Source organism: Leisingera sp. UBA4491, from assembly GCF_002388965.1.
In the GTDB taxonomy this organism is placed as follows: domain Bacteria; phylum Pseudomonadota; class Alphaproteobacteria; order Rhodobacterales; family Rhodobacteraceae; genus Leisingera; species Leisingera aquaemixtae.
Genome location: NZ_DGNN01000003.1, coordinates 47,238 through 63,341 on the forward strand (window position 1 = coordinate 47,238; position 16,104 = coordinate 63,341).

At 64.5% G+C, this 16,104-nt stretch carries 11 protein-coding genes and 1 pseudogene; all 12 read left to right on the plus strand.

Annotated elements, in window-relative coordinates:
• The first annotated feature begins 55 nt into the window (after nucleotides 1–55).
• Complete coding sequence (gene folE2, locus B2P87_RS00895) at nucleotides 56–1,159, plus strand: GTP cyclohydrolase FolE2 (RefSeq protein ID WP_141890774.1); 1,104 nt, start codon at nucleotides 56–58, stop codon at nucleotides 1,157–1,159.
• Nucleotides 1,160–1,462: 303 nt separating this feature from the next.
• Nucleotides 1,463–2,416: a hypothetical protein gene (locus tag B2P87_RS00900; RefSeq protein ID WP_141890773.1), complete on the plus strand. Its 954-nt coding sequence runs from the start codon at nucleotides 1,463–1,465 to the stop codon at nucleotides 2,414–2,416.
• A 47-nt stretch (nucleotides 2,417–2,463) separates the two neighbouring features.
• Entirely contained in the window at nucleotides 2,464–3,912 is a 1,449-nt protein-coding gene (locus B2P87_RS00905; RefSeq protein WP_141890772.1) for a TrkH family potassium uptake protein, read from the plus strand.
• A 178-nt stretch (nucleotides 3,913–4,090) separates the two neighbouring features.
• A complete protein-coding gene (locus tag B2P87_RS00910) occupies nucleotides 4,091–5,329 on the plus strand; it encodes an aspartate kinase (protein WP_141890771.1) in 1,239 nt (412 codons plus the stop codon).
• A 270-nt stretch (nucleotides 5,330–5,599) separates the two neighbouring features.
• Nucleotides 5,600–7,840 carry a phosphoenolpyruvate--protein phosphotransferase gene (ptsP, locus tag B2P87_RS00915; protein ID WP_058285862.1) on the plus strand — a complete coding sequence of 747 codons (2,241 nt, stop codon included), beginning with the start codon at nucleotides 5,600–5,602 and terminating at the stop codon, nucleotides 7,838–7,840.
• 206 nt (nucleotides 7,841–8,046) lie between these two features.
• Entirely contained in the window at nucleotides 8,047–10,341 is a 2,295-nt protein-coding gene (locus tag B2P87_RS00920; protein WP_141890770.1) for a bifunctional salicylyl-CoA 5-hydroxylase/oxidoreductase, read from the plus strand.
• A complete protein-coding gene (locus B2P87_RS00925; protein ID WP_141890769.1) occupies nucleotides 10,338–11,093 on the plus strand; it encodes an SDR family NAD(P)-dependent oxidoreductase in 756 nt (251 codons plus the stop codon). Before B2P87_RS00920 ends, B2P87_RS00925 begins: the two co-directional genes overlap by 4 nt.
• Nucleotides 11,090–11,542, plus strand: a complete 453-nt coding sequence (locus B2P87_RS00930; protein ID WP_008554157.1) for a MarR family winged helix-turn-helix transcriptional regulator — start codon at nucleotides 11,090–11,092, stop codon at nucleotides 11,540–11,542. Before B2P87_RS00925 ends, B2P87_RS00930 begins: the two co-directional genes overlap by 4 nt.
• Complete coding sequence (locus B2P87_RS00935) at nucleotides 11,542–12,345, plus strand: enoyl-CoA hydratase family protein (protein WP_141892092.1); 804 nt, start codon at nucleotides 11,542–11,544, stop codon at nucleotides 12,343–12,345. The genes B2P87_RS00930 and B2P87_RS00935 overlap by 1 nt, the downstream gene beginning before the upstream one ends.
• A 109-nt stretch (nucleotides 12,346–12,454) precedes the next feature.
• A complete protein-coding gene (locus B2P87_RS00940) occupies nucleotides 12,455–13,615 on the plus strand; it encodes an acyl-CoA dehydrogenase family protein (RefSeq protein ID WP_141890768.1) in 1,161 nt (386 codons plus the stop codon).
• 1 nt (nucleotide 13,616) lies between these two features.
• Nucleotides 13,617–15,230, plus strand: coding sequence for an AMP-binding protein (locus B2P87_RS00945; protein WP_141890767.1), 1,614 nt, complete (start codon nucleotides 13,617–13,619; stop codon nucleotides 15,228–15,230).
• A 393-nt stretch (nucleotides 15,231–15,623) separates the two neighbouring features.
• A pseudogene (locus tag B2P87_RS00950) lies at nucleotides 15,624–16,104 on the plus strand (hypothetical protein); the annotation flags it as partial.

The window sequence follows — 16,104 nt, forward strand, 5'->3', positions numbered from 1 at the left end:
TATGAGGGTGGCCTGCCGCACCCTATATGGGCCGTATCACTTGGGGGAAACGCCGATGAACATTCACAACCGCGACGCTGCTGAGGCGCCGGACCGCGAGGCAGCTGCCGCCGCGCTGGATGTGCTGCGGGCCTGGGCCGGCACCGTGACCGAGACCGAGATTGCCGAGCTGGATCCTGCTGTGGCGCGGCTGCTGCCGGGCCGCGAGGTGGGCAATTATCCGGATCTGTCGCGGACCTACCCCGAGGATTTCAAATCCGACGACGCCTACCGCGCGACGCTGCCTGATTTGCAGAACGGGCCGACCAGCCTGATCCGCGGTGCGAAGGAGCAGATCCAGCACGTGGGGATCTCCAACTTCCGCCTGCCGATCCGCTTTCATACCCGCGACGACGGCGATCTGACGCTGGAAACCAGTGTGACCGGCACCGTGTCCCTGGATGCGGGCAAGAAGGGCATCAATATGTCCCGGATCATGCGCACTTTCTACAAACATGCGGAGCGCACGTTCAGCTTCGAGGTCATGGCCAGAGCGCTGGATGACTACCTGAGCGATCTGGACAGCCCGGATGCGCGCATCCAGATGCGGTTTTCCTTCCCTGCAAGGGTGGAAAGCCTGCGCTCGGGCCTCAGCGGCTACCAGTATTACGACTTTGCGCTGGAGCTGGTGGACCACGACGGGGTGCGCGAGAAGATCATGCACCTGGACTATGTCTATTCCTCGACCTGCCCATGCTCGCTGGAGTTGTCGGAGCACGCCCGCCAGGCGCGCGGCCAGCTGGCGACGCCGCATTCGCAGCGCTCTGTCGCGCGGATTTCGGTGCAGTCGGTGCCGGGCAGCCAGTGCCTGTGGTTCGAGGACCTGATCGAGCTGTGCCGCAAGGCGGTGCCGACCGAGACCCAGGTGATGGTGAAGCGCGAGGACGAGCAGGCCTTTGCAGAGCTGAACGCTGCCAACCCGATCTTTGTCGAGGATGCGGCGCGGCTGTTTTGCGAGGCGCTGCAGGGCGATCCCCGGATCGGCGATTTCCGGGTGGTGGCCAGCCATCAGGAGAGCCTGCACAGCCATGATGCCGTCAGCGTGCTGACCCAGGGCCCGCTGTTCAAGGCGATGAGCCTGGACCCGAAACTGTTCGCGACCCTGATCCACCACGGCTGAGCCGGACGCGGGCCTGCCTGTTGTGCAGGCAGGTTTCCGCCTGAATCGGCCCTGCGGCGCGGCATTTTCTGCATTGCCGCAAAATTTATGCCGCTGCGCAGAAACGCATGTTAGCCTGCCTTGCGAATCCCCCGGTTATCCTGCCGGGGGCAGGGGAGCTTGTGCGCAGGTGTCTGCAATTGACGGCCCGGATTCTGCTGTACCCGGCCCGGTGCTGAACCGGCGGCCGCTCCCCGTTACCTTTGCCCGGAGATCGCAACGCAGACCCGGCGCGAGGCCAGTGCAGGACTTGAGGAGTATCAGATGACGAGCTTTCACCATATTGCCGGTTTCACGGCCCGGGCGCATGAATGGGCCGGCTTTGCAGCCGGTATGCAGCTGAAGCTGTGGCGCCAGGCGGCAGAGGCCGCGCTGCAGGCCCCCTATGAGCAGATGCGGATGGCGCATTCAATGCTTGAGGCGCAACGGCGGCTGATGGGGGCAAACCCGGCAGCCGCGGAGACCGCACCGGCGGCCAAAGCGGACGTGAAGGCGGACACCGCAGCCGCGCCCGAGGCGGAAGCCGCAGTCAAGGCGGCGCCCCGCAAGGCACCGGCTGCCAAGACGGCCCGGAAAGCGGCCCGCAAGACCGCAACCCGCAAGCCTGCCGCGCGAAAGGCCCCGGTCCGTGCAGCGGCGGCAAATACGGCGGCGAAGCCGGAGCAGGCAAAACCGGCCGCGGCGCAGCCCGCCAAAGCGGCAGAGGACAAACAGGCCGCCAAGCAAGACGGACCGGCTGCCGGAGCCGGAATGAAAGAGGCGCCTGCGGTGTTCCGCGCCTCCTCCGCCCGCAAGAGCGCGCCGGAACAGGCCGCCAAGGCGGAAGATACACCCGCGGCCAAGCCCGCCGCAGCACCTGCCGCAGCGCCGCAAGCAAAGGCCGCTGAGGCAAAGGCGCAGGAGGTAAAGGCAGCTGAAGCAAAGGCCGCGGCGCCTGAAGCAAAAACGCCTGACGCAAAGGCGCCGGAGGCAAAGGCGCCGGAGGCAAAGGCGGCTGAAGCAAAGGTGCCAGAAACAAAGGCGCCGGCAGCAAAGGCGCCTGAGGTGAAAGCAGCAGAGGCCAAAGCACCCGAGGCAAAAGCCCCAGCCGCGGAGGCGCAAGCTCCTGCCAAGGCAGAGGCAGCCCAATCCGGTTCTGCGAAGCGGCCGCGCCAGCCGTCCTCACCGCCGAAGATGCCGCAGCGCAACGCCGCGGGCAAAAGCGGCCGCGGCGAATAGCGCCGCACACTTGACACTTACCGCGCGGGGGGCCAACGCTGCGCCGCATGTTGGATCTCCGCCCGGTAGGGTATGTCATCGGCCTGCTGGTCGTCATCTTGGGAGCCATGATGGTGTTCCCGCTGCTGGTCGACCTGCTGGACGGCCGCGGCGAATGGCATGTGTTTCTCGAAAGCGCAGTGTTCACCATCCTGGTGGGCGGCCTGCTGGCGCTGAGCTGCGCCAACGGGGTGAAGGAGGGGCTGAGCATCCGCCAGACCTTCCTTCTGACCACGACGGTCTGGCTGGCGCTGCCGTTGTTCGGGGCGGTGCCGCTGATGCTGGGAGCCACCGAGCTGCGGTTTGTCGATGCCTTTTTTGAGGCGATGTCGGGGCTGACCACCACCGGATCGACGGTGATTTCGGGGCTGGATGATCTGCCGCGCGGGCTGCTTTTGTGGCGCGGTATCCTGCAGTGGCTGGGCGGTATCGGCATCATTGTGGTTGCGATGGTGTTCTTGCCCGAGCTGCGGGTCGGGGGGATGCAGATCTTTAAATCCGAAAGCTTTGACACCTTTGGCAAAATCCTGCCGCGCGCGCAGGCGATCGCCAAGCAGATCTCGCTGATCTACGTGTCGCTGACGCTGGTCTGCATGCTGGTCTACATGGTGATGGGCATGGGGCCGTTCGATGCGCTGGTGCATTCGATGACCACCATCGCCACCGGCGGCTTTGCCAATTACGATGCGTCCTTCGGCGCCTTTGCCGGGCCGGTGGAATATGCCGCGTCCGTCTTCATGATCCTCGCGGCGCTGCCGTTCGTGCGCTATGTGCAGCTGATCAACGGCCATGGCACGCCGATGCTGCTCGATAGCCAGATCCGCGGCTTCATGATGACGCTGGGGCTGCTGGTCGCGATCGCCGCGGGGGTGCTGTATTACGCGCGCCCGCACGGCGGCGAGGAAGCGCTGCGCTCGGCCCTGTTCAACATCACCTCGATCATGTCCGGCACCGGCTATGCCAGTGCCGATTACATGCAATGGGGCAGCTTTCTGGTGATGATCTTCTTTTTCACCGGGCTGATCGGCGGCTGCGCGGGGTCCACCGCCTGTTCGGTCAAGATCTTCCGCTATCAGCTGCTGTTTGCCTCGATCCGCAACCAGATCCAGCGCATCCGGTCGCCGCACGGGGTGTTCATCACCCGCTATGACGGGCGCCCGGTGGACGCTGAAGTGCTGAGCTCGGTGATCTCCTTCTTCATGTTCTTCGTGGTCACATTGGGCGTGGTGGCCTGGGCGCTGGCGCTGACGGGGCTGGACTTCGTCACCGCGGTGTCGGGGGCGGCCACTGCGGTGGCCAACATCGGCCCGGGTCTCGGCGATACCATCGGGCCTGCCGGGAACTTCTCGACCCTCAACGACCCGGCGAAATGGATCCTGAGCGCGGCAATGCTGATCGGGCGGCTGGAGCTGATGGCGGTCTATGCCATTCTGACGGTGCGGTTCTGGCGCGGCTGAAGGCCTGCGGATTGGCAGAAATTGCGCAAACCGGCGGTTGTGGCGCTTTGCCGCGCCGGAGGGGGCGGTTCAGCCGCAGCTTCCTTGCCGGATGGGCCTGCGCGCTCTTGCCCTTGCAGGGCCGCTCGCATATGAGGCTCGGGACCGAAACCCGCAAGCGCAGGGAGACCCGTTCCATATGCCCGTACTTGTGATGAAATTCGGCGGCACTTCTGTCGCCAACCTGGACCGCATCCGCCGCGCCGCCAAACGCGTCGGCGTTGAAGTGGCCAAGGGCTATGACGTGATCGTCATCGTCTCTGCCATGTCCGGCAAGACCAATGAGCTGGTGGGCTGGGTTGACGAGACCTCGCCGCTGTATGACGCGCGCGAATATGACGCCGTGGTGTCCTCGGGCGAGAACGTGACCGCGGGCCTGATGGCGCTGACGCTGCAAGAGATGGATGTTCCGGCGCGCAGCTGGCAGGGCTGGCAGGTGCCGCTCAAGACCAATTCGGCGCACAGCCAGGCCCGGATCGAGGAGATCCCGCCGGAAAACATCCGCGCCAAGTTTGCCGAAGGCATGAAGGTGGCCGTCGTCGCCGGGTTCCAGGGCATCAGCCCCGAGGGGCGGATCACCACCCTGGGCCGGGGCGGCTCGGACACCACGGCAGTGGCGTTTGCCGCCGCGTTCGAGGCTGAGCGCTGCGATATCTACACCGACGTGGACGGGGTCTATACCACCGACCCGCGGATTTGCGACAAGGCGCGCAAACTGGATAAAATCGCCTTTGAAGAGATGCTGGAGCTGGCCTCGCTGGGGGCCAAGGTGCTGCAAACCCGCTCGGTCGAACTGGCAATGCGCTACAAGGTGAAGCTGCGCGTTCTGTCGAGCTTTGAGGAACAGTCCGACGAGGCCGGAACCCTGGTCTGCGACGAGGAGGAAATCATGGAATCCAATGTTGTGGCCGGTGTGGCCTATTCCCGTGACGAAGCCAAGCTGACCGTGCAGTCGGTGGCCGACCGCCCCGGCATCGCGGCCACCATCTTTACCACGCTGAGCGACGCGGGCGTGAACGTGGACATGATCGTGCAGGATATCTCCGAAGAGGGCCGCACCGACATGACCTTCTCCTGCCCGACCGATCAGGTTGCCCGCGCCGAGCAGGCGCTGCTGGCGATCAAGGAAAAGGGCGAGCTGAACTATGCCGAGCTGCTGGCCGACCGGAATGTGGCCAAGGTGTCGGTGGTCGGCATCGGTATGCGTTCGCAGTCCGGCGTGGCGGCGAAGATGTTCAAGGTGCTGTCGGACGAGGGCATCAACATCAAGGTGATCACCACCTCGGAAATCAAGATTTCGGTGCTGATCGACCGCAAGTACATGGAGCTGGCCGTGCAGGCGCTGCATGATGCGTTTGAGCTGCATAAAACCGGCTGAGCGCTGATCCTGACCTGAGAACCGACTCACTGCAAGGGCGCCCTTCCGGCGCCTTTGTTGTGTCTGGGCTGCACCGCGCTGTATTCTGCGCAGCCCCGGCAGGCGCTGCTCTGATTGCAGGCAATGCAGTAAAAACACTTGGACTTTTCAGTTCAGGGTGGGACAAGTAGGTGGAGGAGAGAGCGCTGGCGTACTACTCTGGGCGGTATCCGTTCCGGAACAGCAGTCGGACGGCAGCGTGCGGGGAAACGACCTCGGGAGAGGGTGAGAATGGCCGATAGTACGGAATCCGAAAGCAGGAAGCTTCTGGGCCGATTGCGCGAGGCGATGGCGAGTGATGATGCCGGTCAGGCGCGGCTCGACAAGATCACCCATCTGATCGCCGACAGCATGGGGACCGAGGTGTGCTCGGTCTACCTGTTCCGCGATGACGAGACGCTGGAGCTGTGCGCGACCCAGGGCCTGAACATCGAATCGGTGCACCAGACCCGGATGCGCATCGGCGAGGGCCTGGTGGGCCGGGTGGCGCGCTTTGGCAAGGTGGTGAACACGCCGGACGCGCCCAATGCCAAAGGCTTCCGCTACATGCCGGAAACCGGGGAGGAGCGGTATTCCTCCTTCCTGGGCGTGCCGGTTCAGCGGCTGGGCGAGATGCTGGGTGTGCTGGTGGTGCAGTCCAAGGAAGCGCGCGAGTTTTCCTCGGATGCGGTTTATGCGCTGGAAGTGGTGGCGATGGTGATCGCCGAGATGACCGAACTGGGCGCCTTTGTCGGCGAGGGCGCGGCGCTGTCGCCGCTGCACCAGCAGGCGGTGCTGATCCACGGCACCTCCGCCCAGGAGGGCGCGGCGGAAGGCAATGTCTGGCTGCACGAGCCGCGGGTGATTGTCACCAATCCGATTGCCGATGATCCGCAGCGCGAGCTGGAGCGGCTGCACGATGCGGTGGAGGAGCTGCGGGTCGGTGTCGACAAGATGCTGGAGGTGTCGCGCAACGGCGACAAGGAGCAGCTGCAGGTTCTTGAAGCCTATAGGATGTTCGCCAATTCCAAGGGCTGGATGCGGCGGATGGAAGAGGACATCGCCCGCGGCCTGAGCGCCGAGGCGGCGGTGGAGAAGGAGCAGTCCCAGGCCCGCGCCCGGATGAGCCAAGTGCAGGACGCCTATTTGCGCGAACGGCTCAGCGATCTGGACGACCTGTCGAACCGGCTGCTGCGCATCCTGACCGGCCAGGGGGCCGATACGGGCGCGGAGCTGCCGGAGAACCCGATCCTGATTGCCCGCAACATCGGCCCGGGCGACCTGCTGGAATACGGCCGCGGCCTGCGCGGGATCGTGCTGGAGGAGGGCTCCGTCGGCTCTCACGCGGCCATTGTCGCGCGGGCGCTGGCGATTCCGCTGGTGGTGAATGCCAAGCGCATCACCACCGAGGCGCTGAATGGCGACCACATCATGGTGGACGGCGACCAGGGCGTTGTGCATCTGCGTCCAGATGAAACCGTCGTCGGCGCCTTCCGCGACAAGATCGCGATGCACACTCAGGCGCAGGAGCGTTATGCCTCGATCCGCAACAAGCCCGCGGTTACCACCGACGGGCAGCGCATCAACATGATGATGAATGCGGGCCTGATGGCGGATCTGCCGTCGCTGGACGGCTCCGGCGCCGAGGGGGTGGGGCTGTTCCGCACGGAGCTGCAGTTCCTGGTGCGCAACCAGATGCCCAAGCGGTCGGAGCTGAAAGCCTTGTACAAGCGGGTGCTGGATGCGGCGCACGGCAAGCCGGTGGTGTTCCGCACGCTGGATATCGGGTCGGACAAGGTGCTGCCTTACATGAAGCCCACGGATGAGCCGAATCCGGCGCTGGGCTGGCGGGCGATCCGGGTCGGGCTGGACAAGCCCGGGGTAATGCGGATGCAGCTGCAGGCGCTGCTGCGCGCCGCCGAAGGGCGGCCGCTGTCGGTCATGTTCCCCTTTGTGGCGCAATTCGAGGAATACCGCGCCGCCAAGGCCGAGGTCGAAAAGACCATCGAGCGCGAGCGTATTCTGGGCCACGTTCTGCCTTCCGATCTGGAAGTGGGCGCGATGCTGGAGACGCCGTCGCTGGCCTATGCGCCGCAGAAGTTCTTTGACGAGGTGGCGTTTATCTCGATCGGCGGCAACGATCTGAAGCAGTTCTTCTTTGCGGCCGACCGCGAGAATGAACGGGTGCGCCGCCGCTATGACACGCTGAACGTCAGCTTCCTGAGCTTCATTGAGCGGATTGTCGAACGCTGCGCCATCTCAGGCACGCCGCTGAGCTTCTGCGGCGAGGATGCGGGGCGCCCGGTGGAGGCGGTCTGCCTGGCTGCGATGGGCATCCGCACGCTGTCGATGCGCCCGGCCTCGATCGGGCCCGTGAAATCGCTGCTGCTGCGGGTGGATCTGGGCGAGTTGCGCAAGATCATCGCTGACGCCCGCCACCGCGGCGACCAGGCGGTGCGCCCGGCGGTGATGGAGTACCTGCGGGGGCTGTGATCCGCGCCGGGCTGTGTGGCGGGCCGGTCTGGCCGTACCGCCCGGACGAAGTGCCATTGCGCTTAGCTTTCTTGGAGCGGCCTGGCATCCGGGGCGCAGGAGCTTCTTGCGGCGATTTGCTTCAAGCTTAAAACTTTAGGCTTGAAGTTTTTCCGGACCCCCTTATCCTGATCGCCGTAAACAGCGCTGAGCGGGAGGGGATGGTCATGAAAGTCGTCTGTCTGGGGGGAGGGCCTGCCGGCCTCTACTTTGCGATCTCGATGAAACTGCGCCAGCCGGAGGCGGAGGTCACGGTGGTCGAGCGCAACAAGGCGGATGACACCTTTGGCTGGGGCGTGGTGCTGTCGGATGACGCGCTGGAGAACCTGAGTGCAAACGACCCCAAAAGCGCAGCGGCAATCCGGGAGAGCTTTGCCTATTGGGACGACATTGCGGTTGTCCATGACGGCACCCGCACGGTGTCGGGCGGCCACGGCTTTGCCGGGATCGGGCGCAAGAAGATGCTTCTGCTGCTGCAGGACCGGGCGCGGGAACTGGGCGTGAACCTGCAGTTTGAAACCGTTGCCAAGACCGCGGCCGAATATCAGAAAGAATACGATCTGGTCGTCGCCTGCGACGGCTTGAATTCCAGTGTTCGCAATGAGTTCGCGGAGCATTTTAAACCGGAAATCGATGTGCGGCCTTGCAAGTTCATCTGGCTGGGCACGCATCAGAAATTCGATGATGCCTTCACCTTCATCTTCGAGAAGACCAAGCACGGCTGGATGTGGATCCACGCCTATCAGTTCGACGCCGATACCGCCACGGTGATCGTCGAATGCTCTGCCGAGACCTGGGAAGCCTGGGGGTTTGAGGGCATGAGCAAGGAGGAGATCGTCCGCACCTGCGAGGAGATCTTTGCCGATCATCTGGACGGTCACGCGCTGATGTCGAACGCGGCGCATCTGCGCGGGGCGGCGGTGTGGATCAACTTCCCGCGGGTGCTCTGCGAGAAGTGGCATCATGAGAATGTTGTGCTGCTGGGCGATGCGTCGGCTACGGCGCATTTTTCGATCGGGTCGGGGTCGCGGCTGGCCTTTGACAGCGCGATTGCGCTGGCGGAGCTGGTCAGCACCGAACCGTCGCTGGAGCGCGCCTTTGAGCGCTATCAGGAAGAGCGGCGGCTGGATGTGCTGCGGCTGCAATCGGCGGCGCGCAATTCCTTGGAGTGGTTCGAGGAGGTCGAGCGCTATCTGGACATGGATCCGGTGCAGTTCAATTATTCGCTGCTGACCCGCTCGCAGCGGATTTCCCACGAAAACCTGCGCCTGCGGGATGCGGAATGGCTGCAAAGTGCCGAGAAGTGGTTTCAGGACAAGGCGGGCGCGCCTGCGGATGCGCCGGTGCGGCCGCCGATGTTCGCGCCCTATGCCTTGCGTGGTATGGAGCTGAAGAACCGCATCGTGGTCTCCCCCATGGCGCAGTACAAGGCGGTGGATGGCAGCCCCACGGACTGGCACCTGATCCATTACGGCGAGCGCGCCAAGGGCGGGGCGGCGCTGGTTTACACCGAAATGACCTGTGTGTCGGCGGAGGGGCGGATCACGCCCGGTTGCCCGGGCCTCTATGCGCCGGAGCATGAGGCGGCGTGGAAGCGGCTGACGGATTTCGTCCACGGTGAAACCAGCGCGAAAATCTGCTGCCAGATCGGCCATTCGGGCCGCAAGGGCTCGACCCAGCTGGGCTGGGAGGAAATGGACGCGCCGCTGCCGGAGGGGAACTGGGAGACGGTCTCGGCCTCGGCGATCCCGTGGTCGGACAACAACCCGGCCCCGCGGCAGATCGCGCGGGATGAAATGGACGCCATCAAGGCGGAATTCGTGGCTGCCGCGCAGATGGCGGAGCGCGCAGGGTTTGACATGATCGAACTTCATGCGGCGCATGGCTATCTGATCTCCTCGTTCATCTCGCCAAAATCGAACATCCGGGAGGATGAGTACGGCGGTTCACTCGAAAACCGCCTGCGCTACCCGCTGGAGGTGTTCCAGGCGATGCGCGCGGTCTGGCCGGAAGACAAGCCGATGTCGGTCAGGATCTCCGCCAACGACTGGGTGGGCGATGAAGGTGTTACGCCGGAGGAGGCGGTGGAGATCGCCAAGGCCTTCACCGCCGCCGGTGCCGATATCATTGACGTCTCTGCCGGGCAGACTTCGACTGATGCGCAGCCGGTTTATGGGCGGATGTTCCAGACGCCGTTTTCCGACCGCATCCGCAACGAGGCCGGGATTGCCACGATGGCGGTTGGCAACATCTATGAGGCGGACCATGCCAATTCGATCCTGATGGCGGGGCGGGCGGATCTGGTCTGCGTCGGGCGTCCGCATCTGGCTGATCCCTATTGGACGCTGCACGAGGCCGCGCGGATCGGCGACCGGCATGGCGAGTGGCCGCTGCCCTATCACGCGGGCCGCGATCAGCTGTGGCGGCTGGCGGACCGCGAGGCGGAGGTGATCCGGGCATGAGCGTGGACGGCAGACATGCGGTGATCTCTGGCGGCGGCTCCGGCGTCGGCGCCGAGCTTGCGGCGCGGTTTGCCGCGGGCGGTGCCAGGGTCACAATCCTGGGCCGCCGCATGGAGCCGTTGCAGGAGGTGGCGGACCGCACGGGCGCCTTTCCCGCTGTGTGCGATGTGACGGACAGGGCGGCGCTGGATACCGCTTTGGCCAAGGCGGCTGAGGCCAACGGGCCGGTCAGCATTGCGCTGGCCAATGCCGGTGCTGCGCCCTCCAAACCCTTTGAGCGGATGACCCCGGCGGATTTCGAGGCGGCGCTGTCGGTCAATCTGACCGGTGTTTTTAACCTGTGGCAGGCCTGTTTGCCGGGGATGAAGGCGCAGGGCTGGGGGCGTCTGATTGCCGTGGCCTCCACCGCCGGGCTGAAGGGCTACCCTTATGTCTCGGGCTATTGCGCCGCAAAACACGGGGTTGTGGGCCTGACCCGGGCGCTGGCGGTGGAGCTGGCGAAAACGGGTGTGACGGTGAATGCGATCTGCCCGGGTTTCATTGAAACGCCGCTGCTGCAAAGATCGCTGGACAATATCGTGGCCAAGACCGGCATGACAGCGGAGCAGGCGGCGAAGTCCCTGCGCCGGGGCAACCCGCAGGACCGCTTCATCCAGCCGGAAGAAGTCGCAGAGGCGGCGCTGTGGCTGGCCAGCGCAGGCGCGGGGTCAGTCAACGGCAGCGCGCTGCCGATTTCGGGAGGGGAGATTTGAGCACAACTTCGAAAGACCGGCTGCGGCTGTGGCTGAAGGTGCTGAAAGCCACCAAGGCGGTGGAGAGCGAAGTGCGGGAAAACCTGCGCCGCGATTTCTCCACCACGCTGCCGCGGTTCGACGTGATGGCGGCGCTGATGCAGCACGATAAAGGCCTGAAGATGAGCGAGCTGTCGGGGGTTCTGAAAGTCTCCAACGGCAATGTGACGGGCATTGTCGAGCGGCTGGTCGAGGACGGCCATGTGCTGCGCGAGAAGGTCGAGGGCGACCGGCGCGCCAACCTGGTGCGGCTGACGCCAGCGGGCAAGGCGGAGTTTGCCCGGCAGGCGGACGCGCATGAAGGCTGGATCAATGCGGCCTTTGACGGGCTGACCGCGGATGAGGCGCAGAGAATAACAGAAAGCCTGGACGCGGTGGCGCGGCGTCTGGAAAACGGAGGCAAGGCGTGATGCTGAACAAGGACCCGAAACACTTCCTGTGCCGGATCGAAGACGGGGTGGCAACCGTCTCGCTGGACCGGCCGGAGCGCAAGAACCCGCTGACCTTCGACAGCTACGCGGAGCTGCGCGACTGGTTCCGGGATCTGCAGTATGACGATACGGTCAAGGCGGTGGTCTTTGCCTCCAACGGCGGCAACTTCTGCTCTGGCGGCGATGTGCATGATATCATCGGGCCGCTGACGAAGATGAGCATGAAGGAGCTGCTGGCGTTCACCCGGATGACCGGCGATCTGGTCAAGGCGATGGTGACCTGCGGCAAGCCGGTGATTGCGGCGATTGACGGGATCTGCGTCGGCGCGGGCGCGATCATCGCCATGGCCTCGGACATCCGGATCGCGACGCCGGAGGCGAAGACCGCGTTCCTGTTCACCCGGGTCGGTTTGGCGGGCTGCGACATGGGCGCCTGCGCAATCCTGCCGCGGATCATCGGCCAGGGCCGGGCGGCGGAGCTGCTGTATACCGGGCGGTCTATGAGCGCCGAGGAGGGCCACGCCTGGGGCTTTCACAACAAGCTGGTTGCGGCAGATGAATTGGCAGCTGAAGCGCAGAGCTGGGCGGAGCGGATCGCGGCGGGGCCGAACTTCGGGCATATGATGACCAAGACCATGCTGGCGCAGGAATGGTCGATGTCGATCGAACAGGCGATCGAGGCGGAGGCCCAGGCGCAGGCGATCTGCATGCAGACTGCGGATTTCGAACGCGCCTATCATGCCTTCGTGAAGAAGGAAAAGCCGCTGTTTGAAGGCGACTGAGCCGTGACACCGCTGGAGCCTGCGCCGGAGGAGGGTGCAGGTGCCTCCGGCGGGAGTATTTTGGGAAAGATGAAACGGGCGGCAGCCTGTTCAGCGGGAGGAAACGCGGATGGCGGACAAGAGCTTTCTAACCTGGCCGTTCTTTGAGGACCGGCACCGTGCCCTGGCGGCGGAGCTGGATGAGTGGGCCGGGGCGCATCTGGGCGGGATTGATCATTCGGACACGGATGCGGCCTGCCGGTCTCTGGTGGCGGCGCTGGGTGCGGCGGGCTGGACCCGGCACAGCGGTGCCGAAGCCGGTGAGACCTTGGATGTGCGCACGCTGTGCCTGATCCGCGAGACGCTGGCGCGCCATGACGGGCTGGCCGATTTCGCCTTTGCCATGCAGGGGCTGGGGACGGGGGCGATCTCGCTGTTCGGCACCCCGGAGCACCAGGCGGAATGGCTGCCGCTGACGCGGGCGGGCAAGGCGATTTCGGCCTTTGCCCTGACCGAGCCGCAGTCAGGGTCGGATGTGGCGAATTCCACCATGACCGCCACTCTGGATGGCGACCATTATGTGCTGAATGGCGAGAAGACCTGGATCTCCAACGGCGGGATTGCCGATGTTTACACGCTGTTTGCCCGCACCGGCGAGGCGCCGGGGGCCAAGGGGCTGTCGGCCTTTATCGTGCCCGCGGGCTTGCCCGGGTTCGAGGTGTCGGAACGCCAGCAGGTGATCGCGCCGCATCCGCTGGCGACGCTGCGGTTCACTGACTGCCGCATTCCGAAGTCTGCCTTGCTGGGCCAGCCCGGCGCGGGCTTCAAGATTGCGATGTCGGTGCTGGATGTCTTCCGCTCCACTGTGGCGGCGGCGGCGCTGGGCTTTGCCCGCCGGGCGCTGGACGAGGCGCTGCAGCGGGTGAGCGAACGCACGGTGCAGGGCGCGCCGCTGTTTGAGTTGCAGATGGTGCAGGGCCATATCGCCGACATGGCGCTGGATGTGGATGCCAGCGCGCTGTTGGTCTACCGCGCCGCCTGGGCCAAGGATTCCGGTGCCGCGCGGGTCACGCGGGAGGCAGCGATGGCCAAGCTGTTCTCCACCGATCAGGCGCAGCAGGTCATCGACAAGGCGGTGCAGCTGCATGGCGGCGACGGTGTGCGCAGGGGGCAGAAAGTGGAGGAGCTGTACCGCGATATCCGGGCCTTGCGCATTTACGAGGGGGCCTCGGACGTGCAGCGGGTGGTGATCGCGCGCCAGACGCTGGGTGCCTTTCAGGGAGGGAATTGAGATGCTGGGACCAACGGCCCATGTAGACACATTCACCCGGGACAACCTGCCGCCGGCGGACCAGTGGCCGGAGTTCCTGCTGGAGGGCTTCGAGTACCCAGAGTACCTGAACGCGGCAGTCGAACTGACTGATGCGATGGTGGAGAAGGGCTTTGGCGACCATACCGCGCTGATCGGCAACGGCCGCTACCGCACCTACAAAGAGCTGGCCGACTGGACCAACCGGCTGGCGCATGTGCTGAGCGAAGACCTGGGCGTGAAGCCCGGCAACCGGGTGCTGATCCGCTCGGCCAACAACCCCGCCATGGTGGCCTGCTGGCTGGCGGCGACCAAGGCGGGCGCGGTGGTGGTCAACACCATGCCGCTGCTGCGCAAGGGGGAGCTGGCCAAGATCGTCGACAAGGCCGAGGTGTCGCACGCCCTGTGCGATACCCGTCTGAAGGATGAGCTGGTGGCCTGCGCCAAGGAGTCGAAGTTCCTGAAGACGGTTGTGGGCTTTGACGGCACCTCCAACCACGATGCGGAACTGGACCGGCTGGCGCTGGAAAAACCGGTGACCTATCAGGCGGTTAAAACCGGCCGCGATGATGTGGCCTTGCTGGGCTTTACCTCCGGCACCACCGGATCGCCCAAAGCGACGATGCATTTCCACCGCGATCTGCTGATTATCGCAGACGGCTATGCCCGCGAAGTGCTGGATGTGAAGCCGGAGGATGTGTTTGTCGGCTCGCCGCCGCTGGCCTTCACCTTTGGCCTGGGCGGGCTGGCGATCTTTCCCTTGCGGTTTGGCGCGGCGGCAACGCTTCTGGAAAACGCTTCGCCGCCGAACCTCATCGAGATCATCGAGAAATACAAGGCAACGGTCTGCTTTACCGCGCCGACTGCCTACCGGGTGATGCTGCGGGCGATGGAGGAGGGGGCGGATCTGTCGTCGCTGCGGGCCGCGGTCTCCGCTGGCGAGACGCTGCCTGCGCCGGTATATCAGGAGTGGATGGAGAAAACCGGCAAACCGATGCTGGACGGGATCGGCGCGACGGAGCTCTTGCATATCTTCATCACCAACCGGTTCAGCGACCACCGCCCGGCCTGCACCGGCAAGCCGGTGAGCGGTTATCAGGTGAAGGTGCTGGATGCAGACGGCAACGAGGCCCCGCGCGGCGAGGCCGGGCGGCTGGCGGTGAAGGGGCCGACCGGCTGCCGCTATCTGGCGGACAGCCGCCAGGCGGATTACGTGAAGGACGGCTGGAACATCACCGGCGACAGCTTCATCCAGGATGCGGACGGCTATCTCCATTTCGCCGCGCGCAACGACGACATGATTGTCTCGGCCGGCTACAATATTGCCGGGCCGGAAGTGGAGGCGGCGCTCTTGGCGCATGAGGCGGTGGCGGAATGCGCCGTGGTCGGTGCCCCGGACGAGGCCCGCGGCGAGATCGTGCAGGCGCATGTGGTGCTGGCCGAAGGGCAGGTGCCGTCGGAGGAACTGGTCAAGCAGCTGCAGGACCACGTGAAGGCGGTGATCGCGCCGTACAAGTATCCGCGCTCGGTGGTGTTCACCGGCGCGCTGCCGAAGACGGAGACCGGCAAGATCCAGCGGTTCCGGCTGAAGAGCTAGCTGTAGCGGGTATCACTTGCAGAACCCCCTTGGCGGCCGCCTTGCCGCCGGGGTGGTTCGAAGCGGCGCAGCGCGCGTGCGGCCTGTGCGGCTGCAGCGCGTTGGGGTGTCACGGAACTTAGGGAACTGAGGTGGAGGCGAGTACCGGAATCGAACCGGTGTACACGGATTTGCAATCCAGTGACGATGCTGTAAAAACAACAAGTTATACGGATGTGTCTGAGAGTTGTGTCTAAGTTTTTTCCGCTGTATGCAGACGGTAGCCGCAGCGTGAATCCGTGAGTTGCGGTAGGTTTTTCACAGGATTTCTGCCGTGACCTTAAATCAGCATACGCACAAAAAACCGTAGAAAAGGGCCTTACGATCTACAAGACAGGTCGCAGCCGTTACTGGATGGCACGCCTGTGGGATCGCCGCAAAAACAAGTACGTCGTGAAGAGTACAGGGGAGACCAAGAGGCTCGATGCCACGACCGTCGCGCGTGAGTGGAAGGACGATTATCTACAAGCTGCGAACCAGCACATCGCCAAAGCCAACACGGATGACTCCTTCGAGTATTACGCACGGATGATACCCAAATCGCACAAGGACGACTGGGTGCTGCTCAAACGTGCAGAGGACGGCATTCTGGCTCAGTTGGGCAACTACGACGTCAAAGCTCTGACAACTGCTGTGATGAGATCGTACATCGCCACGGTCAACGGGAACCGGAAAAGCCCCTTGGCTGTGTCCACCCAGAAGAAACACATCATCACGATCCGAAAGGCTCTCAAGTACGCTCAGGAGAACGGCAAGATTGCGAATGTGCCTGAGAGTCCCAAACTTGACACTCAGGTCGATAAGCCACGTTCAGTGACCTGCCCCCCGCTGGTCC

Bases quoted from the DNA above. Each gene is read 5' to 3' on its own strand.
- B2P87_RS00940 (WP_141890768.1), top strand. From the start codon at position 12,455: ATGGCGGACAAGAGCTTTCTAACCTGGCCGTTCTTTGAGGACCGGCAC.
- B2P87_RS00920 (WP_141890770.1), top strand. From the start codon at position 8,047: ATGAAAGTCGTCTGTCTGGGGGGAGGGCCTGCCGGCCTCTACTTTGCG.
- ptsP (WP_058285862.1), top strand. From the start codon at position 5,600: ATGGCCGATAGTACGGAATCCGAAAGCAGGAAGCTTCTGGGCCGATTG.
- B2P87_RS00905 (WP_141890772.1), top strand. From the start codon at position 2,464: ATGTTGGATCTCCGCCCGGTAGGGTATGTCATCGGCCTGCTGGTCGTC.
- B2P87_RS00910 (WP_141890771.1), top strand. From the start codon at position 4,091: ATGCCCGTACTTGTGATGAAATTCGGCGGCACTTCTGTCGCCAACCTG.
- B2P87_RS00935 (WP_141892092.1), top strand. From the start codon at position 11,542: ATGCTGAACAAGGACCCGAAACACTTCCTGTGCCGGATCGAAGACGGG.
- B2P87_RS00945 (WP_141890767.1), top strand. From the start codon at position 13,617: ATGCTGGGACCAACGGCCCATGTAGACACATTCACCCGGGACAACCTG.
- folE2 (WP_141890774.1), top strand. From the start codon at position 56: ATGAACATTCACAACCGCGACGCTGCTGAGGCGCCGGACCGCGAGGCA.
- B2P87_RS00925 (WP_141890769.1), top strand. From the start codon at position 10,338: ATGAGCGTGGACGGCAGACATGCGGTGATCTCTGGCGGCGGCTCCGGC.
- B2P87_RS00900 (WP_141890773.1), top strand. From the start codon at position 1,463: ATGACGAGCTTTCACCATATTGCCGGTTTCACGGCCCGGGCGCATGAA.